21 protein-coding genes are annotated in these 24,324 nt (G+C 70.1%); 2 read left to right on the plus strand and 19 right to left on the minus strand.

Going from position 1 to position 24,324, the window contains the following annotated elements:
• The first annotated feature begins 133 nt into the window (after window positions 1–133).
• On the plus strand, window positions 134–2,467 hold the full coding sequence (locus ACIBG8_RS11890) for a glycoside hydrolase family 6 protein (RefSeq protein ID WP_397342657.1): 2,334 nt from the start codon (window positions 134–136) through the stop codon (window positions 2,465–2,467).
• Here the strand turns inward: ACIBG8_RS11890 and araA are convergent.
• The 19 genes from araA to ACIBG8_RS11985 all read right to left on the minus strand — a co-directional run bounded on the left by araA (window position 2,462) and on the right by ACIBG8_RS11985 (window position 23,711).
• The gene (gene araA, locus ACIBG8_RS11895; RefSeq protein ID WP_397342658.1) at window positions 2,462–3,916 is read right to left on the minus strand and encodes an L-arabinose isomerase; all 1,455 of its coding nucleotides are present in this window, start codon (window positions 3,914–3,916) and stop codon (window positions 2,462–2,464) included. The genes ACIBG8_RS11890 and araA overlap by 6 nt on opposite strands.
• Window positions 3,913–4,560, minus strand: a complete 648-nt coding sequence (locus tag ACIBG8_RS11900) for an L-ribulose-5-phosphate 4-epimerase (protein WP_397342659.1) — start codon at window positions 4,558–4,560, stop codon at window positions 3,913–3,915. Before ACIBG8_RS11900 ends, araA begins: the two co-directional genes overlap by 4 nt.
• Window positions 4,557–6,266: a ribulokinase gene (locus ACIBG8_RS11905; RefSeq protein ID WP_397343927.1), complete on the minus strand. Its 1,710-nt coding sequence runs from the start codon at window positions 6,264–6,266 to the stop codon at window positions 4,557–4,559. Before ACIBG8_RS11905 ends, ACIBG8_RS11900 begins: the two co-directional genes overlap by 4 nt.
• Before the next feature lie 52 nt (window positions 6,267–6,318).
• A complete protein-coding gene (locus ACIBG8_RS11910; RefSeq protein WP_397343928.1) occupies window positions 6,319–7,305 on the minus strand; it encodes a LacI family DNA-binding transcriptional regulator in 987 nt (328 codons plus the stop codon).
• Between the two features lie 47 nt (window positions 7,306–7,352).
• The gene (gene mmsB / locus ACIBG8_RS11915; protein WP_397342660.1) at window positions 7,353–8,570 is read right to left on the minus strand and encodes a multiple monosaccharide ABC transporter permease; all 1,218 of its coding nucleotides are present in this window, start codon (window positions 8,568–8,570) and stop codon (window positions 7,353–7,355) included.
• The gene (gene mmsA, locus ACIBG8_RS11920; RefSeq protein WP_397342661.1) at window positions 8,567–10,048 is read right to left on the minus strand and encodes a multiple monosaccharide ABC transporter ATP-binding protein; all 1,482 of its coding nucleotides are present in this window, start codon (window positions 10,046–10,048) and stop codon (window positions 8,567–8,569) included. The genes mmsB and mmsA overlap by 4 nt, the downstream gene beginning before the upstream one ends.
• Before the next feature lie 8 nt (window positions 10,049–10,056).
• Complete coding sequence (chvE, locus tag ACIBG8_RS11925; RefSeq protein ID WP_397342662.1) at window positions 10,057–11,157, minus strand: multiple monosaccharide ABC transporter substrate-binding protein; 1,101 nt, start codon at window positions 11,155–11,157, stop codon at window positions 10,057–10,059.
• Between the two features lie 67 nt (window positions 11,158–11,224).
• Window positions 11,225–12,181 carry a galactofuranose ABC transporter, permease protein YjfF gene (gene yjfF / locus ACIBG8_RS11930; RefSeq protein ID WP_397342664.1) on the minus strand — a complete coding sequence of 319 codons (957 nt, stop codon included), beginning with the start codon at window positions 12,179–12,181 and terminating at the stop codon, window positions 11,225–11,227.
• Window positions 12,178–13,143, minus strand: coding sequence for an ABC transporter permease (locus ACIBG8_RS11935; protein ID WP_397342665.1), 966 nt, complete (start codon window positions 13,141–13,143; stop codon window positions 12,178–12,180). The genes yjfF and ACIBG8_RS11935 overlap by 4 nt, the downstream gene beginning before the upstream one ends.
• Window positions 13,140–14,633, minus strand: coding sequence for a sugar ABC transporter ATP-binding protein (locus ACIBG8_RS11940; RefSeq protein WP_397342666.1), 1,494 nt, complete (start codon window positions 14,631–14,633; stop codon window positions 13,140–13,142). Before ACIBG8_RS11940 ends, ACIBG8_RS11935 begins: the two co-directional genes overlap by 4 nt.
• 149 nt (window positions 14,634–14,782) lie before the next feature.
• Complete coding sequence (locus tag ACIBG8_RS11945) at window positions 14,783–15,745, minus strand: ABC transporter substrate-binding protein (RefSeq protein ID WP_397342667.1); 963 nt, start codon at window positions 15,743–15,745, stop codon at window positions 14,783–14,785.
• A gap of 199 nt (window positions 15,746–15,944) precedes the next feature.
• Window positions 15,945–16,469 (minus strand): hypothetical protein, encoded by a 525-nt coding sequence (locus ACIBG8_RS11950; protein ID WP_397342668.1) that lies wholly within the window; start codon window positions 16,467–16,469, stop codon window positions 15,945–15,947.
• 10 nt (window positions 16,470–16,479) lie between these two features.
• Entirely contained in the window at window positions 16,480–18,222 is a 1,743-nt protein-coding gene (locus ACIBG8_RS11955) for an ATP-binding cassette domain-containing protein (protein ID WP_397342669.1), read from the minus strand.
• A 55-nt stretch (window positions 18,223–18,277) separates the two neighbouring features.
• A complete protein-coding gene (locus ACIBG8_RS11960) occupies window positions 18,278–19,891 on the minus strand; it encodes a DUF885 domain-containing protein (protein WP_397342670.1) in 1,614 nt (537 codons plus the stop codon).
• Window positions 19,888–20,622 (minus strand): SAM-dependent methyltransferase, encoded by a 735-nt coding sequence (locus ACIBG8_RS11965; RefSeq protein WP_397342671.1) that lies wholly within the window; start codon window positions 20,620–20,622, stop codon window positions 19,888–19,890. Before ACIBG8_RS11965 ends, ACIBG8_RS11960 begins: the two co-directional genes overlap by 4 nt.
• Window positions 20,623–20,938: 316 nt before the next feature.
• Window positions 20,939–21,913 (minus strand): helix-turn-helix domain-containing protein, encoded by a 975-nt coding sequence (locus tag ACIBG8_RS11970; RefSeq protein ID WP_397342672.1) that lies wholly within the window; start codon window positions 21,911–21,913, stop codon window positions 20,939–20,941.
• 41 nt (window positions 21,914–21,954) lie between these two features.
• Complete coding sequence (locus ACIBG8_RS11975; protein ID WP_397342673.1) at window positions 21,955–22,917, minus strand: alpha/beta hydrolase; 963 nt, start codon at window positions 22,915–22,917, stop codon at window positions 21,955–21,957.
• A 94-nt stretch (window positions 22,918–23,011) separates the two neighbouring features.
• Window positions 23,012–23,353, minus strand: coding sequence for an iron chaperone (locus ACIBG8_RS11980; RefSeq protein ID WP_397342674.1), 342 nt, complete (start codon window positions 23,351–23,353; stop codon window positions 23,012–23,014).
• Between the two features lie 13 nt (window positions 23,354–23,366).
• Window positions 23,367–23,711: a winged helix-turn-helix transcriptional regulator gene (locus tag ACIBG8_RS11985; protein WP_397342675.1), complete on the minus strand. Its 345-nt coding sequence runs from the start codon at window positions 23,709–23,711 to the stop codon at window positions 23,367–23,369.
• Window positions 23,712–23,753: 42 nt separating this feature from the next.
• Between ACIBG8_RS11985 and ACIBG8_RS11990 the strand changes: the two genes are divergently transcribed.
• Window positions 23,754–24,320, plus strand: coding sequence for a carboxymuconolactone decarboxylase family protein (locus ACIBG8_RS11990; protein WP_397342676.1), 567 nt, complete (start codon window positions 23,754–23,756; stop codon window positions 24,318–24,320).
• Window positions 24,321–24,324 lie beyond the last annotated feature (4 nt).

The raw sequence follows: 24,324 nt of genomic DNA on the forward strand, positions 1-24,324 counted from the left end.
CGCAACGCTGTTGTGAAACTTTCAGGCGCGACGCCGCGTTTCACGCCGTTCCGCACACCCGCTCTGTACAGGCGGTGAGAACGACCGCACGATGGGAGCGCTCCCACCCCCTTAGCCACGGAGATGATCGTTCGTGAGACTCCCCAGATGGGCCGTGACCGCCTCAGCCGTCTGCATGGCGGCCTTAGGCGTGGTCGCGGTTCAAGTCCCGGCCGCGCACGCGGCGGTCGCCTGCGACGTCACCTACACCGCCAACACCTGGACCACCAGCCCGGGCCAGGGCGGGTTCACCGCCGGAATCACGCTGAAGAACCTCGGCGACCCGATCAACGGCTGGACGCTGGCCTTCGACTTCCCCTCCACCACGCAGGCCTACACGCCGACCGGCTGGAGCGCCACGTGGAGCCAGTCGGGCACCCACGTCACCGGCAAGAACCTGGACTGGAACGCCAACCTGGCGACCGGCGCCTCGACCAGCATCGGCTTCAACGGCACCTGGTCCGTCGCCAACCCCAGCCCGACGTCCTTCAGCGTCAACGGCGTGACCTGCGGCGGCGTGACCCCGACGCCGTCGGTCGTCACCTCGGCCAGCTCGGTCACCGTCGCCGAGGGCGGCACGAGCACCTTCACAGCGAAGCTGTCGTCAGCCCCCACGGCGAACGTCACCGTCGCCACCACCAGGACCAACGGTGACGCCGACCTGACCGTGTCGTCGGGCGGCTCGCTCACCTTCACCCCGTCCAACTGGAACACCGCCCAGACCGTCACCCTGGCGGCAGCCCAGGACGCCGACACCACGGCGGGCACCGCCGCCTTCAGCGTCGGCGGCGCGGGCGTCACCGCGGCGACCGTCAACGCCACGGAGATCGACGACGACAGCTCCCAGGAGCAGGCGCTCGTCGTAACACCCGCGTCGGTGACCGTGCCCGAGGGTGGAACGGCCACCTACGGCGTCAAGCTCGCCACCGCCCCCACGGCCAACGTCACCGTCACCTCCGCAGCGGGCAGCGGCGACGCCGACCTGACCGTGTCCTCGGGCGGCTCGCTCACCTTCACCCCGGCGAACTGGAACACCGCCCAGAACGTCACCATCGCCGCCGCGGAGGACAGCGACACCACCGGCGGCACCCGTACCTTCACCGTCTCCTCGGCCGGGCTCACGGCCAAGACCGTCACCGCCACCGAGGCCGACAACGACGGGTCGAACCCCGGCCCGCACGTGGACAACCCCTACGCGGGCGCGACCGGGTACGTGAACCCCGAATGGTCCTCCAAGGCGGCGGCCGAGCCTGGCGGCGCGGCCGTGGCCAGCACCTCGACGGCGATCTGGGTCGACAGGATCGCGGCCATCGCGGGCTCGTCGTCCTCCATGGGCGTGCGCGCACACCTGGACGAGGCCGTCAGGCAGGACGCGGCCAACGGGACCGCTCCGCTGACCGTGCAGTTCGTCGTCTACAACCTGCCCAACCGCGACTGCTCGGCCCTGGCGTCCAACGGCGAGCTGCTCATCGCGCAGGACGGGCTCAACCGCTACAAGAACGAATACATCACGCCGCTCGCCGACATCCTGGACGACCCGCAGTACGCGAACCTGCGGATCGTCACGATCGTCGAGATCGACTCGCTGCCCAACCTGGTCACCAACCTGAACGTGGCCAAGTGCGCCGAGGCCAAGAGCAGCGGCGCCTACGTGCAGGGCATCGCGTACGCGCTGGACAAGCTGCACGCGATCCAGAACGTCTACACCTACCTCGACGCCGCCCACCACGGCTGGATCGGGTGGGACACCAACTTCGGCCCGACCGCCGACGTGATGGGTGAGACCGCGCTCGCCACCACCGCCGACTACGCCAGCGTGGACGGCTTCATCACCAACACCGCCAACTACTCGGCCCTGGTCGAGCCGTACTTCACCATCAACTCCACGGTCAACGGCACCACGGTGCGCCAGTCCAAGTGGGTCGACTGGAACTTCTACGTCGACGAGCTGTCCTTCGCGCAGGCCTTCCGCAACAGGCTCGTCCAGGAGGGCTTCTCGCCGAACATCGGCATGCTCATCGACACCTCGCGCAACGGCTGGGGCGGTACGGCCAGGCCCACGGCGCCCAGCACCTCGACGGTGCTGGACACCTTCGTCAACGAGTCCAGGGTCGACCGCCGGATCCACCCCGGCAACTGGTGCAACCAGAGCGGCGCAGGGCTCGGCGAGCGGCCCAGGGCCACACCGGCCACCGGGATCGACGCCTACGTCTGGGTCAAGCCGCCCGGCGAGTCCGACGGGGCGAGCAAGGAGATCCCGAACGACGAGGGCAAGGGCTTCGACCGGATGTGCGACCCCACCTACACGGGCAACGAGCGCAACGGCCACAGCCTGAGCGGAGCCCTGCCCGACGCCCCGCTCTCGGGCAAGTGGTTCTCCGCCCAGTTCAGGCAGCTCCTGCAGAACGCCTACCCGGCCGTGTCATAGCCCCTTGGCCAGGCGGTAGTAGGCCTGGTTCCACCGCATCTCCTTGGTGAACTGCCTGGTCGTGGTGTTCGCGTCGATGAGCAGCAACTCGACGCCGAGCATCTCGGCCAGGTCGGCCAGTTCCTCCGTCCCCACCGCGCTGGACAGCACCGTGTGGTGCGGGGCGCCGGCGGTGAGCCAGGCCTCGGCCGAGGTGCGCAGGTCGGGGCGCGGCCGCCAGACCGCCCTGGCCACCGGGAGGTTCGGCAGCGGCTGCGGCGGGGCGACCACGTCGATCTCGTTGGCCACCAGCCGGAACCTGTCCCCCAGGTCGGCCAGCCCGACCACCACGGCCGGACCGGGCTCGGCGTCGAACACCAGCCGCACCGGGTCCTCCCTGCCGCCGATGCCGAGCGGGTGGATCTCGCACGACGGCGTCGCCGCCGCGATCGACGGGCACACCTCCAGCATGTGGGCGCCCAGGATGAGCTCGCCGCCCGAGGTCAGGTCGTAGGTGTAGTCCTCCATGAAGCTCGTGCCGCCCGGCGCCATCGCCTTGAGCGTGCGCAGGAGCACCGCGGTCTTCCAGTCGCCCTCGCCGCCGAACCCGTAGCCGTCGGCCATCAGGCGTTGTACGGCCAGGCCGGGCAGTTGCCGCAGCCCGCCGAGGTCCTCGAAGTTCGTGGTGAACGCGGTGAAGCCGCCCGCCTCCAGGAAGTGCCGCAGGCCCAGCTCGATCCTGGCGGCGTAGCGCAGCGACTCGTGGCGCTCGCCCAGTAGCTCGGGGGCGAGCTTGTAGGCGTCGCCGTACACCTGCACGAGCTCGGTCACGTCCGCCTCCGAGGCGGCGTCCACGGCTTCGACCAGGTCGTTGACGCCGTAGGTGTTCACCGAGACGCCGAAGCGGAGCTGCGCCTCCACCTTGTCGCCCTCGGTCACCGCCACGTCGCGCATGTTGTCGCCGAACCTGGCCAGCTTCATCGTGCGCAGCTCGGCCATCCCCTTGGCCGCGCGCGCCCAGGCCTGGATGCGGGCGGCCGTGTACGGGTCGCCGACGTGGCCCGCGACGGTCTTGCGCGGCACGCCGAGCCTGGTCTGCACGAACCCGAACTCGCGGTCGCCGTGCGCGGCCTGGTTGAGGTTCATGAAGTCCATGTCGATGCTCGCCCACGGCAGCTCGACGTTGGCCTGGGTGTGCAGGTGCAGCAGCGGCTTGCGCAGGGCGTCGAGCCCGGCGATCCACATCTTGGCCGGGGAGAAGGTGTGCATCCAGGCGATCACGCCCGTGCAGGTGTCGTCGGCGTTGGCGGCGAGCATCACCCGCCTGATCGCCGCCGCGTCGGTGAGGACGGGCTGCCACGCCACGTCCACGGGGAGCCGCTCGGCGATGTGCCGGGACTGCTCGGCGACCTGGGCCAGCGTGTCCTCGCCGTACAGCCCCTGGCTGCCGGTCAGAAACCAAATCGTCACCGTGGGCTCCTCTGTCCATAGACGTTCTGGTAGCGGTCGTACAACCGGTCGATGTCGTTCTTGTCCAGCTCCAGCGGCCGGCCAAGCTGGCGGGCCACATGCACGGTGCGGGCGACGTCCTCGCACATCACCGCCGCCTTGACCGCGGCCCTGGGGTCCTTGCCGATGGTGAAGACGCCGTGGTTGCGCATGAGTACGGCGGGCGAACGGTGCCCCTTCAGCGTGGCCACGATGCCCTGCCCGATGGAGTCGTCGCCGATCAGCGCGAACGGCCCGACCGGGATCTCACCGCCGAACTCGTCGGCCATGGCGGTCAGGACGCACGGGATCGGCTCGTCGCGGGCCGCCCAGGCCGAGGCGTAGGTGGAGTGGGTGTGCACGACGCCGCCCACCTCGGGCAGGTGCCGGTAGACGTAGGCGTGCGCCGCGGTGTCGCTGGAGGGGGCGTGCTCGCCCTCGACCAGGTTGCCGTCGAGGTCGCAGACGACCATGTTCTCCGGGGTGAGGTCGTCGTAGGAGACACCCGAGGGCTTGATGACGAACAGGTCCTCGCCGGGGACGCGGCCGGAGACGTTGCCTGCCGTCCAGGCGACCAGGTTGTTGCGTACCAGCTCGGCGTGCAGGTCGCAGACGGTCTTCCTCATGCGGCGGCCTCGTTCCTGATGGCGCGCAGGGTGTGCAGCATGCGGCCGTCGCCGAAGGTGTCGTGCAGGATCTGGTACTGCGTGTAGAGCCGGTCGTAGGCGTCGGCCCTGGCCTCGTCGGGCAGGTAGGCGGCCTCGGTGCGCTTGCCCATCGCGGCGGCGGCGCGCTGGATGTCGGGGTAGGCGCCGGCGGCGACGGCCGCGTGGATGGCGGAGCCGAGCGCGGGGCCCTGGTCGGAGCCGATCACCGACAGGGGGCGGCGCAGGACGTCGGCGTAGACCTGCATGAGGAAACGGTTCTTCAGCAGGCCACCGGCGACGACGAACTCCTCGACCGGGACGCCGGCCTTCTCGAAGGTCTCGACGATCATCCGGGCGCCGTAGGCGGTGGACTCGATGAGGGCGCGGTAGACGTCCTCGGGCTTGGTGGCGAGGGTCTGGCCGACGATCACGCCGGACAGGTTGTGGTCGACGAGGACGGAGCGGTTGCCGCCGAACCAGTCGAGGGCGACCAGGCCGTGCTCGCCGACCTTCTGCCGCTCGGCGAGCGCGGTGAGCTCCTCGTGAGCGTTAACACCCAGGGTGGAGACGTACCAGGCGAAGATGTCGCCGACGGCCGACTGGCCCGCCTCGTAGCCCCAGAGGCCGGGGACGATGCCGTCCTTGACCACCCCGCACATCCCGGGGACCTCGGCCAGGCGGTCGCTGGGCATGACGTGGCAGGTGGAGGTGCCCATGATCGCCACCATCTGTCCCGGCCGCACGGCGTCGGCGGCTGCGGCGGTGACGTGCGCGTCGACGTTGCCGGTGCAGATCGCGATGCCTTCGGGAAGGGTCGTCCACGCGGCCGCCTCGGCGGTGAGCCTTCCCGCCAGCCCGCCCAGAGGAGCAAGACTCACAACCCTTGGGGACCCACCCAAGGGATCAAGACCCCTCTCCCCCGACGAAGAGACCTCCCCTCCGGCGGAAACCTCTCCCTCAAAGGGGGTCTCCCCTCCCGAGAGGGTCTCTCCCTCAGAAGGGAGGAGTTTCGTGGTGAAGTCGGCGAAGGCCGGGTTGAGGGCGGCGAGGAAGTCCGGCGAGGGGTAGGTGCCGTCCTGAAAAATGCCTTTATAACCGGCGGTGCAGGTGTTGCGGGACTCCACGCCGGTGAGCTGCCACACGATCCAGTCGGCCGCCTCGATCCAGCGGGCGGCCCTGCCGTACACCTCGGGCGCCTCCTCCAGCACCTGCAGCGCCTTGGCGAACTCCCACTCCGAGGAGATCTTCCCCCCGTACCGCGCCAGCCACGACTCCCCCCGCGAGGACGCCAGCGCGTTGATGCGGTCCGCGTGCGGCTGCGCCGCGTGGTGCTTCCAGAGCTTCGGCCACGCGTGCGGGACCCGGGGCGTCTCGACACACAACGGCGTCCCGGAAGACGTCGCGGGCAAGACCGTGCAGGCCGTGAAGTCGGTGCCCAGCCCGATCACCGACGACGGCGCCACCCCCGCGTCCGCCAGCGCGGCGGGTACGGCGATGCGGAGCACGTCGATCCAGTCCTGCGGCGACTGCAGCGCCCAGTCGGGCCCCAGCCGCTCGCCGGTCGGCAGCGCGGTCTCCATGACCCCGTGCGTATAGGCGTGGACGGCGCTGCCCACCTCGGCGCCGTCGCTCACCCGCACCACGACGGCGCGGCCGGACAGCGTGCCGAAGTCGACGCCGACCACATGCTTGTTAGCGTTCACAATAGACTCCAGGGGGACGGGAGACGGGAAGTTCTCAGGAGGCGGGAGCGGTGCTCGACCTGACGACGAAGCTCGGCCGTACGACCAGCCGCTCGTAGACGCCGGGACCCGACGCGTCGATCTGCCGCAGCAGCACCTCGATGCTGTGCCTGCCGACCGCGTCGAAGTCCTGCCTGACCGTGGTCAGCGGCGGCGAGAAGAACTCGGACTCGGGGATGTCGTCGAAGCCGACGATGCTGATCTGCTCGGGCACCTTCAGCCCCGCCTCGGTGAAGGCGCGCAGCGCGCCCAGCGCCATCTGGTCGTTGGCCGCGAAGACCGCGGTGACGCCGCCGATCTCGGCCAGCCGCTTGCCCGCCAGGTAACCGGAGCGCGGGCTCCAGTCGCCGGGCAGCGGCTCGGGCACCTCGCGGTTGGCGTCCTCCAGCACGGCGCGCCAGCCGTCCATGCGGCCCTCGGCCTCCAGCCAGTCGGACGGCCCGCTGATGTGCCAGACGGTCTCGTGGCCCAGGTCGAGCAGGTGGCGGGTGGCGAGCCTGGCGCCCTCGATCTGGTCGATGCAGACCACGGACACGTCGGCGCGGTGCGTGCCCTCGACGGCGACGGCCGGCATGCCCTGCGGCAGGGTCTCCAGGGCGCGGGCAGCCGAGCGCTGCGGCGCGACCACGACCACGCCGTCCACGCCCTGCTCTGCCAGGTAGCCGATGGCGTCGCGGACGCTGTCGGCGTCGATGGACTTGAGGCTGACGATGCTGACGAAGTAGCCGGCCGTCCTGGCCGCCTGCTCGATGCCGTAGATCGTGCTGGCCGGGCCGTACAGGGTGGTGTCGAAGCTGACCACGCCGAGCATCCTCGTGCGGCTGGTGACCAGCGCGCGGGCGACCAGGTTGCGCCGGTAGCCGAGCGTGTCGATCGCTTCCAGCACGCGGGTGCGGGTCTCCGGCCGCACGTTGGGATGGTCGTTGAGCACGCGGGAGACCGTCTGGTGCGACACTCCGGCGAGCCTGGCCACGTCGGACATCACCGGCGGCCGGCGCCTCGTCGAACTCACGGTCTCTCCTCTCGTGATCAACGTGATCCACCCGCCCGGCGTTTGGTCCACACGTCGAAGGCGACGGCAGCCAGCAGGACGGCCCCCTTGACCAGCATGACCCGTTCGCTGGGTGAGCCGATCAGGGACATGCCATTGTTGATCACCGCCATGATAAGCCCGCCGGTGATGGCCCCGGCGACCTTTCCCACCCCACCTTGTACGGCGGCGCCCCCGATGAAGGCCGCGGCGATGGCGTCCAGCTCGAAGCTGCTGCCCGCCGTGGGCCCCGCCTGGTTGAGCCGCCCGGCGAAGATGACGCCCGCGACGGCCGACAGCACGCCCATGTTGACGAAGATCCAGAAGACGACCGACTTGACCTTCACCCCGGACAGCACCGCCGCCTGCAGGTTCCCGCCGATGGCGTAGACCCGCCTGCCGAAGACCGTCCTGTTGGCCATCACCGAGTAGCCGATCACCAGGAGCGCCAGCAGCACCAGCACCCAGGGCAGGTTCTTGAACCTGGCGAGCTGCACCACCAGGAACAGGATCAGCGCCGCGCCTGCTGCGAGCTTGAGCGCGAAGAGCGGCAGCGGGTCGACGGCCTGGCCGTACCCTGCTCTGGCCGACCTGGTCCGCCACTGCGCCGCCACCATACCCGCGACCGCGACCACGCCGACGAGCAGGCTGAACAGGTCGGCCCCGCCGAGCGGGCCGAGCCCGATGTTGCCCAGGTAGCCGTCGGTGAACCCGTTGGCCAGCGTGCGGACCGCGTCGGGGAACGGGCCGATGCCCTGGTTGCCCAGCACGGTCAGGGTGAGCGCGCGGAACAGCAACATCCCGGCCAGCGTCACGATGAACGCCGGGATGCCGAAGTAGGCGACCCAGTAGCCCTGCCAGGCGCCGATGGCCGCCCCGGCCACCAGGGTGACCAGCAGCGCGATCGGCCAGGGCAGCCCCATGTCGACCATGAGCACGGCGGACAGCGCACCGGTGACCGCCACCACCGAGCCGACCGACAGGTCGATGTGCCCGGCGATGATGACGAGGATCATGCCGATCGCCAGGATGAGCACGTAGGAGTTCTGGACGATGATGTTGGAGATGTTCTGCGGCTGCAGCAGCGCGCCGTCGGTCAGCATCGAGAACAACGCGACGATCAGCGCGAAGGCGATGTAGATGCCGCTGGAGCGCAGGTTGATCTTCAGGCCGCGCGCCTGCCGCGTCTCCGTCGGCCTCGCCTGGGTGATGGTCATGTCGTTCCCTTGGTCATGAGATGCATCAGGCCCTCCTGGGTGGCTTCAGCGCGCGGGACCTCGCCGGTGATGCGGCCCTCGGCGAGGGTGTAGATGCGGTCGCAGAGGCCGAGCAGCTCGGGCAGCTCGGAGGAGATCACCAGGACCGCCCTGCCCTCGGCGGCCAGCCGGTTGACGATGGTGTAGATCTCGTACTTCGCGCCGACGTCGATGCCGCGGGTCGGCTCGTCGAGGATCAGCACGTCGGGCTCGGTGAGGATCCACTTGGACAGCACGACCTTCTGCTGGTTGCCGCCGCTGAGCTTGCCCACCACGCTCGACACGCTGGGCGCCTTGATGTTCATGTCGCGGCGGAAGGCGGCCGCGACCCGGTACTCCTCGCCCTCGTCGACCCAGACGCCCTTCAGCGAGGCCGCCGAGATGTTGTGCTTGACGTCGTCGATGAGGTTGAGCCCGTAGCGCTTGCGGTCCTCGGTGGCGTAGGCGATGCCGTGCCTGACGGCGTCCTGGACGGTGCGCACCTCGATGGGCGCGCCGTCCTTGAAGATCCGGCCGGTCACGTGCGTGCCGTAGGAGCGGCCGAACACGCTCATGGCCAGCTCGGTACGGCCGGCGCCCATGAGTCCCGCGAGCCCGACGATCTCGCCCCTGCGCAGCGACAGGTTCGCCGCGTCGACGACCGTGCGCCCCTGGTGCCAGACCGTCCAGTCCTCGATGCGCAGCACCTCCTCGCCGATCGCCGGCTCGTGCGGCGGGAAGCGGTTGTCCAGGGCGCGGCCGACCATCCCGGAGATGATGCGGCCCTCGCTGAGCTCGCCGGACGACAGCGTCTCGATCGTGCGGCCGTCGCGCAGGATCGTGACGGTGTCGGCGATCTCGATCACCTCGTTGAGCTTGTGCGAGATGATCACGCAGGTGATGCCCTCGTCGCGCAGGCCGCGCATGAGGTCGAGCAGGTGCGCCGAGTCGTCGTCGTTGAGCGCGGCCGTGGGCTCGTCGAGGATGAGCAGCTTGACGTCCTTGGCGAGCGCCTTGGCGATCTCGACGAGCTGCTGCTTGCCCACGCCGAGCTCGGCGACCTGCGTGACCGGGTTCTCCGCCAGGCCGACGCGCCTCATCAGCTCGCCGGCCTCGAAGTTGGTGCGGTTCCAGTCGATGAAGCCGCGCCTGGCCCGCTCGTTGCCGAGGAAGATGTTCTCCGCGACCGACAGCTGAGGGCTCAGGGCGAGCTCCTGGTGGATGATGACGATCCCGGCGTGCTCGCTGTCGCGGATGCCGCGGAAGGCGCACACCTGGCCGTCGAAGCGGATCTCGCCCTCGTAGTCGCCGTGCGGGTAGACGCCCGACAGGACCTTCATCAGGGTCGACTTGCCCGCGCCGTTCTCGCCGCAGATGGCGTGGATCTCGCCCCGCCGTACCGACAGGTTGACGTCCTGAAGCGCCTTCACCCCGGGGAACGCCTTGCCGATCCCCGTCATCTGGAGAATCACTTGATCTGGTCCGCCTTGTAGTAACCGGCGTCGATGATCTCCTGCTGGTAGTTCGTCTTGTCGACGATGACCGACTCGAGCAGGTAGGACGGCACGACCTTGGTGCCGTTGTCGTAGTCCTTGGTGTTGTTCACCTCGGGCTTGCCGCCCTTCAGGACGGCGTCGGCCATCTTGACGGTCTGCTCGGCCAGCTTGCGGGTGTCCTTGAAGATCGTGGAGTACTGCTCGTCGGCGACGATCGACTTGATCGAGGCGAGCTCGGCGTCCTGGCCGGTGACGACGGGGTACGGCTGGCCGCTCGTGCCGTAGCCGCTGCTCTTGAGCGCGGACAGGATGCCGATGGACAGGCCGTCGTAGGGCGACAGGACGCCGTCGACCTTCTTGCCGCCGCCGTAGTAGCGGGTGAGGAGGTCCTCCATGCGCTTCTGGGCGGTCTCGGCCTTCCAGCGCAGGGTCGCGGCGGTCTTGAAGTCGGTCTGCCCGGACACGACCTTCACCGTGCCGTCCTTGATCTTCGGATCGAGGACCGACATGGCGCCGTTCCAGAAGAAGGTGGCGTTGTTGTCGTCGGGCGAGCCGCCGAACAGCTCGACGTTGTACGGGCCCTTCTTGGCCTCCAGGCCCTTCAGCAGCGAGGTGGCCTGCTGGACGCCGACCTTGAAGTTGTCGAAGGTCGCGTAGTAGTCGACGTTCGGGCTGTTGCGGATCAGCCGGTCGTAGGAGATGACCGGGATCTTGTTGTCGGCCGCCGTCTGGAGCTGCGAGGTGAGCGCGGTGCCGTCGATCGCCGCGACGATGAGCAGCTTGGCGCCCTTGGTGATCTGGTTCTCGATCTGGTTGGCCTGCGTGGGGATGTCGTCCTCGGCGTACTGCAGGTCGACCTGGTAGCCGAGCTTCTCCAGCTGCGCCTTGACGTTGTCGCCGTCGTGGATCCAGCGCTCGGACGACCGCGTCGGCATGGTGACGCCGACCAGCACGTTGGCGGCGCCTGACGACGCGCCGGCCGAGGGCTGCGCGTCGACGGTCTTCTGGCTCGATCCGCAGGCTGTCAGCGCGAGGGCGAGGACCGCCACGCCAGAGATTTGCCACAGTTTCATGCTTTATATACCTAACTATCCGAATTTCGCCATTGTTATCGCTAACAAATGTCATGTCAAGGCATGTTCAGCGCGCCTTCGGTGAGAGCGCGAAGAGTCGCTGCAGCACGATGAAGACGAACAGCAGGAGACCGATGAAGATCTTGGTCCACCAGGAGCTGAGCGTCCCCTCGAAGCTGATGACCGTCTGGATCAGCCCGAGTACCAGCACCCCGAGCACCGTGCCGAACAGGAACCCGGAGCCGCCGGTGAGCAGCGTGCCGCCGATGACGACCGCCGCGATGGCGTCGAGCTCCATGCCGACGGCGTGCAGGCCGTACCCGGAGAGCATGTAGAAGGACAGCAGCACCCCGCCGAGCGCCGAGCAGAAGCCGCTGATCGTGTAGACCGCGATCTTCGTGCGGCCCACGGGCAGCCCCATGAGCAGCGCGGACTGCTCGCTGCCGCCCGTGGCGTACACGGAACGGCCCAGCCGCGTGTAGTGCAGCACGTAGGCGCCGGCCAGCACGACCAGGACCGCGATGACGACGCTCGGCGAGACCCACAGGCCGCCGCCCAGCTCGACCTTGGTCTGCGCGAACGCGGTGAAGGCCGGGTCGGTGATCGGGATCGACTCGGTGCCGATCGTGTAGCAGAGGCCACGGGCCAGGAACATCCCGGCGAGCGTGACGATGAACGGCTGGATGGCGAAGGCGTGCACGATGTAGCCCATCACCGCACCGAGCGCGGAGCCCACCAGCAGGACCAGCGGGATCACCGCGTACGGTGGCCAGCCCGGCCCGGCCATGAGGCTCGCCGAGATCATCGTCGACAGCGCCACCACGGAACCGACCGACAGGTCGATGCCGCCCGCCAGGATCACGAACGTCATGCCGACCGCGACGACGAGCAGGAAGGCGTTGTCGACGAAGACGTTGAGCACCACCTGCCCGCTGGCGAACCCCGGGTAGCGGACCCCGCCAGCGACGAACATCGCCACGAACAGTCCCGCGGTGACGAGCACCGGGAGGTATCGACGGGTCATGCGGTCACCTGCCTGAAGACCTTGGCGCGGAAGGCGGGCGACTGGATCAGGCAGACCGCCGTCACCACCAGCGCCTTGAACAGCAGCGTCGTCTCCGGCGGCACCCCGACCGAGTAGACGGTCGTGGTCAGCGTCTGGATGATCAGCGCTCCCAGGACGGTCCCGCCGAGCGAGAACCGCCCGCCCGACAGCGCCGTGCCGCCGATGACCACGGCGAGGATCGCGTCGAGCTCGATCCAGAGCCCCGCGTTGTTGCCGTCGGCGCTGGAGACGTTGGAGCTGACCATCAGCCCGGCGACCCCGGCGCACAGCGCGGCGAAGGTGTAGACGACCACGATGATGCCGCGCGCCCTGATCCCGGCCAGCCTGCTGGCCTCCGCGTTGCCGCCGACCGCCTCGATGAGCATGCCCAGCGCGAGCCTGCGGGTCAGGAAAGCGGTGACGGCCAGCACGACCAGCACGATCAGGATGGAGAACGGCACGGTCAGCCAGTAGCCGCCGCCGATGAGCTTGTAGGACGGGCTGTTGACAGTGATGATCTGCCCGTCGGTGATGAGCTGGGCCAGCCCGCGCCCGGCCACCATGAGGATCAGCGTCGCGATGATCGGCTGGATGCCGACCGCGCCGACCAGGAACCCGTTCCACGCGCCGAGCAGCACCGACAGCCCCAGCGCCAGCGCGACGGCGGTGACCAGCCCCGCGTCCTGGCTGATCTGCAGGCAGGCCAGCGCCCCCGAGATCGCCACCACGGACCCGACGGACAGGTCGATGCCGCCGGTCGCGATGACCAGCGTCATGCCCAGCGCCACCAGGATCAGCGGAGCGCCGAAGCGCAGGATGTCGATCAGGCTCCCGTACAGGTGGCCGTCGCGCACCTGGACCGACAGGAAGTGCGGCGTGAAGATCACGTTGACGGCGAGCAGCACGGCCAGGACGGCCAGCGGCCACAGCAGGCGCCTCACCTGGCGCCCCCGCTCGCGATGGTCTCCATGAGGACCTCCGTGGTCAGCTCGTCGTCGTTGGGCAGCTGGGCGACGAGGCGCCGGTCGCGCAGCACGCAGACGCGGTGGCTGAGCCGGAGCACCTCCTCCAGCTCGGCCGAGATGAACAGCACCGCCATCCCGCCGCCGGACAGCTCGGCGACCAGCCGCTGGATCTCGGCCTTGGCGCCGACGTCGATGCCGCGGGTGGGCTCGTCGAGGATGAGCAGGCGCGGCTCCAGGATCAGCCACCTGGCCAGGACGACCTTCTGCTGGTTGCCGCCGCTGAGGTTGCCGACCAGGTGCTCGGGGTCGGCCGGGCTGATCTTGAGCGCCTTGACGTAGCGCTGGACGAGCTCGTCCTGCTGGTCGCGCGGGATCGGCCTGGTCCAGCCGCGGGTGGCCTGCAGGGCCAGGACGATGTTCTCCCTGACCGTCAGCTCGGGGATCAGGCCGTCGCGCTTGCGGTTCTCCGAGCAGAAGGCGATGCCGTGGCCCATGGCGGCGCGCGGGTTGCGCAGCGCGGCGGGCGCGCCGCCGACCGCGACCTCGCCGCCGGTGGCGTGGTCGGCGCCGAAGAGCAGCCTGGCGGTCTCGGTACGGCCGGAGCCGAGGAGTCCGGCGAGCCCGACGACCTCGCCCTCGTGGATCGTGAGGGTGAACGGTTCGACGGCGCCCGAGCGGCCGAGCTCCCTGGCCTCGACGAGCGGGCGGTCGAACGGCCTGGCCTCGCCGTGCAGCTTCTCCAGCTCGGCGAGGTCCTGGCCGATCATCTTGGCGACGAGCTCGACCTGGCTGAGCTCGCTGGTCAGGTGTTCACCGACCAGCTTTCCGTTGCGAAGGATCGTCATACGGTCCGAAATTTCGTAGATCTGGTCGAGAAAGTGGGAGACGAAGAGGATGGCGATGCCCTGGGCCTTGAGGCGGCGCATCACCGTGAACAGCTGCTCGACCTCGCCGGCGTCCAGGCTGGAGGTGGGCTCGTCGAGGATGAGCACCCGGGCGTCGATGTCGATCGCGCGGGCGATGGCGACCATCTGCTGGACGGCCAGCGAGTAGCCGGCCAGCGGGGCCGAGACGTCCAGGTCGAGGTCGAGGCTCTTGAGCAGCTCGGTCGCCCTGGCCCGCATGCGCTTCCAGTCGATGCGGCCCATGGTGCGCGGCTCGCGGCCGATGAACACGTTCTCGGCCACCGAGAGGTTCGCGCAGAGGTTGACCTCCTGGTAGACGGTGCTGACTCCGGCCCGCTGCGCCTCCAGCGGCCCGGCGAACGCGACCGGCTGCCCGGCCAGTTCGATGGTTCCCGCGTCGATGGTGTGGACGCCGGTCAGCACCTTGATGAGGGTGGACTTTCCCGCGCCGTTCTCACCCATCAGCGCGTGCACCTCGCCGGGGAACAGCCGGAAGTCCACGCCGTCGAGCGCCATCACGCCCGGGAACCGCTTCCCGATCCCCCGCATCTGCAGGATCACGCTCGCTCCTCTCCTTTATCCATGGCGGCGTAGCGGCGGCCCGCCACGCCCGCTTCCCTGCCGTGCCCCTGGACGGACGCCGACCCCGTGCGGCGGGTGGGCGTCCGTCGGCCTGCCGTACCCCTCAGAACCGCTCTCGAGGGGTGCTCTCAGTACTGGCGGCTGGACAGGGCGGCCTTGGCCTGTTCCTGCGTGAACGTGGTCTCTTCCGTCACGACCCGCGTGGGGATCTGCTCGCCCTTGAGTACCTTCTTGGCCAGGTCCATGAGCTGCGGGCCGAGCAGCGGCGAGCACTCGACGATGTAGTTGATCTTTCCGTCGGCCAGGGCCTGCATGCCGTCCTTGACCGCGTCGATCGTGATGATCTGGATGTCCTTGCCCGGCACCTTGCCCGCGCCCTCGATCGCCTCGATCGCGCCGAGCCCCATGTCGTCGTTGTGCGCGAAGAGCACGTCGATGTCCGGGTTGGACTTCAGGAAGGCCTCCATGACCTCCTTGCCCTTGGCCCTGGTGAAGTCACCGGTCTGCGAGGCGATCACCTTGAACTTGGGGTCCTTGGCGATCTCCTCGGCGAACCCGGCCTTGCGGTCGTTGGCCGGGGCGGAGCCGGTGGTGCCCTGCAGTTCGACGATGTTCACCGGGTCGGTCGACGACTTGAAGGCGTCGACGAGCCACTTGCCCGCCTTGCGGCCCTCCTCCACGAAGTCGGAGCCGAGGAAGGTCCGGTAGAGGCTGGTGTCCTTGGAGTCGACGGCCCTGTCGGTGAGGATGACCGGGATCTTGGCGTCCTTGGCCTCCTTGAGCACGGTGTCCCAGCCGGACTCCACGACCGGCGAGAAGGCGATGACGTCCACCTTCTGCTGGATGTAGGAGCGGATGGCCTTGATCTGGTTCTCCTGCTTCTGCTGGGCGTCGGAGAACTTCAGGGTGACTCCGGCCTTCTTGGCGGAGTCCTGGACGGACTTGGTGTTGGCGGTGCGCCAGCCGCTCTCCGCGCCCACCTGGGAGAAGCCCATCGTGATCGAGCCGTCGCCGCCGCCGCTCCCGCCACCGGAGCCGCAGGCGGCCAGGGTCAGCGCGGCCACCACTAGCACCGAGATCCTCTTCAACACGTGGGGGGTCCTTTCTCGTGTTATCGCTAACATCAACTACTCCACTGGTCGAAACGCTGCGACTCCCCCAATCGCATGGCCTAGACTGTGAACGCTAACAACAGATGTCGTCAAGGCCTCGCCGGATTACGGTCCGGTTACACAGCCACCTCTTGACGCCTGACCTTGTGTTAGCGTTAACATCACCCCGCAGGGCCGTTCAGACCGGCAGCCCGGGGAGGTCGGGCGTGAGCTGGACACTCTGGGCGGTCTTGCCCTGCGGCACCTCGAACACCACGCCGTTGAGCGCGCTGCTGCCGGGTCTGACGCCGACGGCCTCGCTGCCCTCGGGGGTGAGGAAGCGGCCGTCGCGGGTGGCTGGGCCGTAGGTGTGGCCGTCGGTGGTGGTGAGCAGGCCGCCGCTGGCCGCCTGGTAGTTCACTTCTGGCTGCCTGCCGCGGTTGGCGGAGAGGACCCAGACCACGACGAAGCCGGTGTCCGAGGTCCAGGTTCTCGTTCCGCTGGTGACGCGCCTGGTGTGCTCGACCTGGGTCACCATGAGGTCCAGCTTTCCCGCCTTGTACGGCCTGCCCGCCTTAAGCGTATTGGCGGGCTTTTGAGATGATTTATCGGCTTTTGCTGCCACGTTTGCGGGGGGCTCGGTGCGGCCTGCTGCGACGGCGCCGGTCACGGCGGTCGCGGCGGTGACGGCCAGCACGGTGGCCACGATCGTGGTGCTCTTCACTGCTGGTCTCCTAGCGGGCGCGGCGGGCGAGGGCGAGGTAGGCGGCTCCGGACAGCCAGGCGGCCGCCCCGGCCAGCGCGGCCATCGCGGTGACGAACGCGGCCCTAGAGTGCTCCCACAGCGGCTCGTCCAGGGGCAGCGCCATGAACGACCGCAGGTCGACCGACCCGGCGGCCGCCGCGTACGCCCACCTCGACGGCGACAGCAGCGCCGCCTCCTCGTAGCCTGCCCTGCCGGTCAGCGCGAACATGCCGCCGCACAGCACGAGCTGCGTCATCACGGCCACCACCAGGACGGGCATCGCCTGGGCCTCGGTCGAGACCAGCGCGGAGATCAGCAGGCCCAGGCAGGCGGAGGCGTAGGCGACGGCGAAGACCACGGCGGCCAGTTCCAGCGTGCCGTTGCCCAGCAGGAGGGCCTTGTCCGGCGCCTGCCGTCCGGCCAGCGTGAGGACGACCACCGCGGCCGACTGCGCTGCCGTGATCGGGGCCAGGACGAGCAGCTTGCTCGCCAGGTAGGCGGAGGGGCGCAGGCCCGCGTGGGCCTCGCGCAGGTAGATCCGGCGCTCGCCGACGAGCTCTCTGACGGCGCTGGCCGTACCCATGAAGCAGGCGCCGACGATGAGGATCACGAGGAGTTGCTGGGCTTCCTGGGTCGGGGTGCCCGTGGGGGCGGCCAGGCCGTCCGCGCCTGGTACGGCTTTCGCCAGGAGGGCGAGCGCGACGGGGAGCGCGGCCAGGAAGGCGGCCAGCGCCGGATCGGCCGCGACCACCCGCACCGCACGCGCCGCCAGCACCCCCACCTGCCGCAACCACCCGGGCCGCCCGCCTACGACAGCAGGCCCACTCGGGGTAGGCCGCCCGGAAACACCTGCCACTGACGCGCCCGACGCCGACCCGTCGGCAGGGCCGCCCGTCGCGAGTTCTCCGAAGAGCTCTGTCATAGGCGCTTCACGCGACCGCCGCTCGGTCCCACCGGAAACGTTCTCCCCCGATGTGGGGGTGTGGGTGATGTCCCACCAGCCGAGCCGGTCGAAGACCTGGGCGTACGTGGTCGCGGCGAAGGCGTCCAGCAGGCCGTCCGGCGGGCCGAAGTACGCGAGCCGCCCACCCGGCGCCAGCGCGAGCACGTAGTCCGCCACGTCCAGGTGCAGCACGTTGTGGGTGGTGACGACCACGGTGCGTCCGGTCGAGGTGAGCTCGCGCAGGTGGACCATGACGTCGCGGTCCAGCGCCGGGTCCAGCCCCGACGTGGGCTCGTCGAGGAAGAGCACGGCAGGGTCGGTGAGCAGTTCGAGGGCGACGTTGACCCGCTTGCGCTGCCCGCCGGACAGCGTGGAGACGCGCTGCCCGGCCACCGGTGCCAGCCCGAGCTGGTCCAGCGCCCCGGAGATGCGCGAGGCCCGGTCCACCCCGGCGGGCAGCCGCAGCCTGGCCGCGTAGTCGAGCGCCCTGCCGACGGTCAGCTGCCGGTGCAGGATGTCGTCCTGCGGCACCATGCCGACCGTGTCGCGCAGCTCGGCGGCGGGCCGTCCGCCGACGGTGACCGTACCCGCCGAGGGCTTGAGCCGCCCCGACAGCGCCCGCAGGAGCGTCGTCTTGCCCGCCCCTGACGGGCCGACGACCGCGAGCAGCCTGCCCTCGGGCAGGTCGAAGCTGACCTGCTCCAGCAACACCCGCCTGCCCACCTCGACCGTCGCGGAACGGACACTGAGGGCGGGCAGGACCGGCGTCATCGTCAGGGAGTTGCTCACAGGCAGCCAACGCCGCCTTTACCGGCGAGCCTTCCGCGTTTTGCTTATGTTTTGCTTACGCCAGGTCCGTCAGCGCCTCGCGCATCGTGGCCAGGCCGATCGGTCCGAGGTCGAGCGCGGCGGTGTGCCAGCGCCGCAGGTCGAAGCCGGGTTTGCGGGACGCCTCCGCCCGCGCCTCCAGCCAGGCGCGCTCGCCGAGCTTGTAGCAGATGGCCTGCGCCGGCCAGCCGAAATAACGCACGATCTCGGCGTGCACGGTGTGCGCCTCGGCGCGGCCGCGCTCGCGCAGGAAGGCGCACGCCTTCTCGAAGGTCCACTTCGACCCGTCGGGCAGCGGGAGGTCCAGGTGCACGCCGATGTCGATGACGACGCGGGCGGCCCGCAGCGCGGAACCGGCCAGCATGCCGAGCCTCGTGGCCGGGTCGCTGTGCCAGCCCAGCTCGTCGGCCAGCCGTTCGGCGTAGAGCGCCCAGCCCTCGCCGTGCCCGCCCACCCAGGAGAACTTGGCGAACCGCGACAGCTTGTCCCCCGCCACGGCGACCGCGCCGAGCTGCAGGTGGTGGCCGGGCACGCCCTCGTGGAAGACCGTGGTCAGCTCGCTCCACGTGGCGAACCTGTCCCGCCCGCCCAGCGGCCACCAGGTACGGCCTGGCCTCGACAGGTCCTCGCTGGGCGCGGTGTAGTACGGAGCACCGGCGGTCGAGCCGTGCGCCAGGGTGACGTCGACGGAGCGCAGCGGCTCGGGGATGTCGAAGTGCACGCCGTTCAGCTCGGCGACGGCCCGCTCGTGCTGCTCCTTGAGCCACGCCAGGTAGGCGTCAGGGCCGTCGACGTAGTGGGTGGCGTCCAGGTGCTCGATCACCTCGTCGACGCTCGCGCCGGGCAGGATGGCCGCGGCCTCCCTGACCATCTCGGCCTCGATCCTGGCCAGCTCCTCCCACCCCCACGCGTAGGCGTCCACGGGGTCCAGGTCCGCGCCCAGCATGAGCCTGGCGGCCACCGCGTAGCGCTCGGCGCCGACGCCGTCGTGCTCGGTGCCGCGCGGCGCGTAGTCCTCGCGGAGGTAGCGGGCCGTCTGGGCGTAGGCCTCGTGCGCCTGCGCCACGGCCTTGGTGAGGTCGCCCTTCACGGGGCCCTCGCCGTACTCCGCCAGGAGCGCGTCGTGGGTGCCGACGTAGGCGTCGGCGGCGACGGCCGCCTCGCTCGCCTGCCGGCGCGCGGACACCAGGCCGCGCGCGGAACCCTCCTCCAGCGTGGCCCGCCAGCCGGTCAGCATCTGCGGGATGGCCGCCAGGTGGGCGGCGACCTCGCGCCACTGGTCGTCGCCGGCGCGCGGCAGGAGGTCGATGCTGTCCCTGACGCCGTTCACCAGGCCGAACGGGCCGCGCACGTCGGTGTAGTGCTCGCCCAGCTCGTGCCAGGCGGCCTCGGCCTCCAGCCGTTCGCGCAGGTGCGCGGCGGCCTTCCTGTCGCGGTCGTTCTCCGGTTCGAGGGCGGCGAGGCGGGACAGCGTGTCGGCGAGCAGCCCGGCTCTGGCGGCGAAGCCGTCGGGGCTGTAGTCGGTGGCTGCGCCGAAGTCACCGGTGAGGCCCATGTAGACGGCGCCGACCGGGTCCAGCGCGGCGGTCCTGGTGATGTGCTCGTCGCACAAACGGAAAATTGGCGTCATTTGCCAGATTCTCGCAGGACCATCGTGAGGAAGCCGAACGACGATCGGTAGGAGTGCAGCCATTCGACGCGGCGGGTGGCGGCGATGCTCAGGGCGTCGGCGCTGTCCGGGTCGTCGGGGTGGTCGAGCGCCCAGGTCGCCAGCGTGCCCCAGCAGGCCCATTCGTAGGCGTCGAGCTCCTGCCTGGTGGACACGTGCCCGAAGACGGGCGTCCATCCGGCGGCGACCACCTGGTCGTGGGTGGTGGCGAGGTCTTCGAGGTCGCCGAGCATCTCGATGGCCTCGGGGGTCGGCTCGCGCTCCCAGAACCCGTCGCCGATCACCACGCGTCCGCCGGGGGCGAGGTGCTTGCGCGCGACCTCCAGCGTGTTGACGAGGCCGCCGAAGACGTGGGTGGCGCCGACGCTCAGGACGACGTCGAACGGCTCGGCCGAGGTGAAGCCCTCGGCCCCCTGGTGGTGCAGGGTCAGCCTGTCGTCGACGCCGCGGTCCGCTGCGGCGGTGGCGGCGCGGTCGAGGGCGGCCTTCGACACGTCGACGCCCTCGGCGCGTACGGCGGGGCGGGCGGTGAGGGCGCGCAACAACCACTCCCCTGCGCCACAGCCGAGATCCAGCACGCGGGCGTGGTCGGTGAGTGCGTGGTCGAGGAGGTGGCCTACTGCTTCGTCGCCCAGGGGCGACTGGATCGGGTGGTTGGCGTGGGCGATCATGGACTGCAGTTCACGGTTCATCGCCCACATCCTCTCACCTGCCCCTTTACCCCCACCCACCCTCCCCAGCCACCACCTCCAGGGGATCGCCCCTTTGGCGGACCACCCGCAAAGGACCACCCCATAGTGGGCCACCCCGGGCGGACCACCACTGGGCGGAGCACGCCGGGCGGGTCACCATTTGGCGGGCCACCCCTTGGGCCACCGCCCGTTGCGGCATCCCTACGTGCGAGCCACCCCTCCAGCGCTGCACCTCCCTGCGGCCCTCCCTGGGGTCGCCTCCCTCGGGGTGCCTCCTTGGGGATCCTTACCCCCACACCACCCCTGGGGTGGCTTTTCAGGGGTGGCGGTGGAGGCGGCGGAGGAGGAGGGCGAGCTGGAGGCGGAGCCGTCCGGCGGGATCGCGCACGGTCCACCCGAGAAGGTGCTCCGCATGCGTGAGCCGGTCCTGCAGCGTCGAATGGTGCACGGTCAACTCCCCGGCCGCAGCCCGCAAGCTCGGCGCGAACGCGATCGCGTGCAACGTGCCCAGCATCCACGCCGCCATGTCGTCGAGCGCCCGCACGTCAGGCCCGGGAACGCTGCCGGGCCCGACCGCCGCGGCAAGCGTGACCAGCCCACCCAGCTCCTCGGCGTACACGACCCGAGGCCCCGGATCCCGCTCAACGCCCTCCGCCGCGAACCGCAACGCCGTACGCGCCAGATCCCACGACTCGGGCAGGTCCAGCACCGCCACCACCGGCCCAACCCCCATACGCCCGCCCTTGTCCGGCGCGCGCCGGTCGCCAGGGACGATCAGCGGGTCCGCGCCCTCGCGCGCCACCGCCCTCGCCAGGCCGTCCACCCGCAACCGCCGAGCCGCCCGCAACCGCGACTGGGCCGGAGCAGAGGCGTCGAGCAGCAGTTCCACCAGCGCCGGGTCGTCCCCCGCAGGAGCCCGCCCGCGCGTACGGTCGAGCACGTCGCGCGCCGCCACCGCCGCCCGCTCCAGGACCATGGCGTGCACGGGCCCGCCCAGCCCGTCCCGCTCCAGCCACAACACCGCCGCCCCGCCGGGCACGTCGGCACTCGGCCACGCGGGGTCGGGCTCGCCGTCCAGCTCCACCCGCCGGCCGTCCGCCCTGACCCGCACCCGCACGTGGCGCTCGCCGTCCACCAGCCGGGCAGGACACCCGGCCAGTACGGCTGCGCCACGCACGATCGCCTCGAGCCCCGCCCTGGCCTCGACGAGCCGGTCGAAGTACGCGATCACCTGCAGCGCGGCCCCCGCATCAGGGTCCAGCGCCGACAGGCGTCCGACCAGGTCCTTCACCAGGCCCATCCTGCCTCAGCGCCGCGCCCTTCCGCCATCGGTCAGAGCAGGCGTTCGAGCCAGCGCCGCCGAGCCGCCCTCGCGTCCTGCGAGAGCGCCGCCTGCGGGGCGAACCCGTCGAACCCATGGAAACCGCCAGGCCAGACATGCAGCTCCGCCTGCCCGCCCGCCGCCCAGATGCCCGAGGCGTAGGCGACGTCCTCGTCACGGAACGTCTCGGCCGACCCGACGTCGATGAAGGCGGGCGGCAACCCGGACAGATCGCTCGCGCGGGCGGGCGCCGCGTAGGGCGACACGTCGGGCCCGCCGCGCTGCTCGCCGAGCAGCGCCGTCCAGCCGGTGTTGTTGGAGGTACGGTCCCAGACCCCGAGCCCGGCCATCTGTACGGCGGAGCCGCTGTCGTTGCGGTCGTCGAGCATCGGGCAGATGAGCATCTGCCCGATCAGCGCGGGCCCGCCACGGTCGCGGGCGAGCAGCGCGAGCGCGGCCGCGAGCCCGCCACCGGCGCTGGACCCTGCGACCAGGATCCGGCCAGGATCGACGCCGAGCTCGGCCGCGTTCTTGGCGGTCCATTCCAGACCCGCGTAGCAGTCCTCGACCGGCGCGGGATGCGGATGTTCGGGAGCCAGCCGATATTCAACGGACACGACGACGAGCCCAAGCTCCACCGCCCAGTCAAGCAGCTGGTCGAGCCCGACCCGGTTGTCCCCGAGAATCATCCCCCCACCGTGCGTGTAGTAGATCGCAGGCAGCACCCCGGGCACATCAGCCGGACGCGCGATGAGCAGCGAAACATCCGGCGCCCCCTCAGGCCCCGGCACCGTACGCTCCTCAACAACAAGCGCCCCATTGCGCCCAAGCTCGGCGATGCTGGGCGACTCCATGATCGACGCCCCTTGGCGCAGCGCGGGCAGCATGTCGAGGGTGAAGGCGGGCGGAACGTACTCGCTCAGCAGATCCAGCGCGGCGGCGAGCTCGGGATCGAACGGCGGTGGTGTGCTCATGCCCCCATCGTCAACCACCCCCCACCCAGGTTCGAGCGCCACCCGCCGGACCCTACCCGCCACTTGGCGGGTGCCGTCAGGGAGCGACCGACAGTCAGGGGTTGAGGGCGGCTTGCGCCAGCGCGTGGAATTCCTCGTCGGGGATCGTGGCGGCGTCTTCTGGGCGGAGTTGGAGGGTGCCCTTGCCGGTCCTCAGTTCCGGGTGTCTTGTGGTGAAGCCGCCGTCTCGGCCCTCCTGCCAGCCGTACAAGGAGACGCCGTGCTTCCAGGCGCCCAGGTAAAGGCGGCGTTTGGCGACCTTGTAGGTCGGCATCTCGTAGGAGATGGTCTCCTCGGCCTCCGGGTGGGCTTCGAGGATCAGGTTGCGGAGGCGGTCGAACAGCGGGCGGTGGGCTGGGTCTATGGCGTCGATGTAGGCGCGGACTGCTTCGTTCATGTCTGGAGTTTGCTCAGCCAGCGGTCTCGGGACTACCACGTTCCGCCCATCGATTCGCCCAGCGTTCCAGGCGCATCACGTCCTTGCACAGCTCAGCACCCTCCTCGGTGAGGCGGTAGCCGGTTTCGGCGCGGTCGACTATGCGGGCCTCGGTCAGTTCGGCCAGGCGGTCGGCCAGGACGCTGGATGAGATGCCGTCGCAGCGGCGCTGCAGTTCGCGGAACGTGGGGGGTGGCTGCTGGGCCAGCTCCCACAACACGCGCAACGCCCACCGGCGGCCGAGCAGGTCGAGCAGGGCCATCACGGGACGGCCGCTGGCCGAGCCGCGTACGGGACGGCCGGGAAGTGGTGCCGACATGAGCGCTCCTTTTTTCGAAGCACCCATGCTACCTTCCCTTGTATGCCTCGATTTTCAAAGCAGCGGCTGGATCCCGTGGAGCCGCCCTACGATGCTGAGACCGCCGCGGCCCTGGAGGCTCTTGGGCCGCCGATCGCGTTGTTCGGGGTTCTGGCCAGGCGGCCGGAGCGGGCGCGGGCCGTGCACGGGTGGGGGAGCTACTACCTGTCCAGGCGGTCGGCAATGACGTTGCGCCAGCGCGAGCTGGTCATCGACAGGACGACGGCTCGCTGTGGGGCGGGGTACGAGTTCGGGGTGCACGTCGCGGTCTTCGCCGGGAAGGTCGGGCTGGACTCGGCGCAGGTCGCCTCGCTCGCGTCGGGTGGTCCGGACGACCCGTGCTGGGAGGATCCGGCCGACCGAGCGGTCCTGCGGGCGGTGGACGCGCTGTACGACGGGGACGACCTGTCCGACGAGCTGTGGGCGGAGCTCGTCCGGGCGGTCGGGGAGGAGGGGGCGATCGATCTGCTGCTGGTGTGCGGGTGGTACCACGCGGTGTCGTACGTGGCGCGGGTTCTCCGGCTCCCTGACGAACCGGGCACGAAGGGGTTCGCGACGACGATACGGTGACTTG

This window comes from Nonomuraea sp. NPDC050556 (assembly GCF_044457355.1).
Taxonomy (GTDB): Bacteria; Actinomycetota; Actinomycetes; order Streptosporangiales; family Streptosporangiaceae; genus Nonomuraea.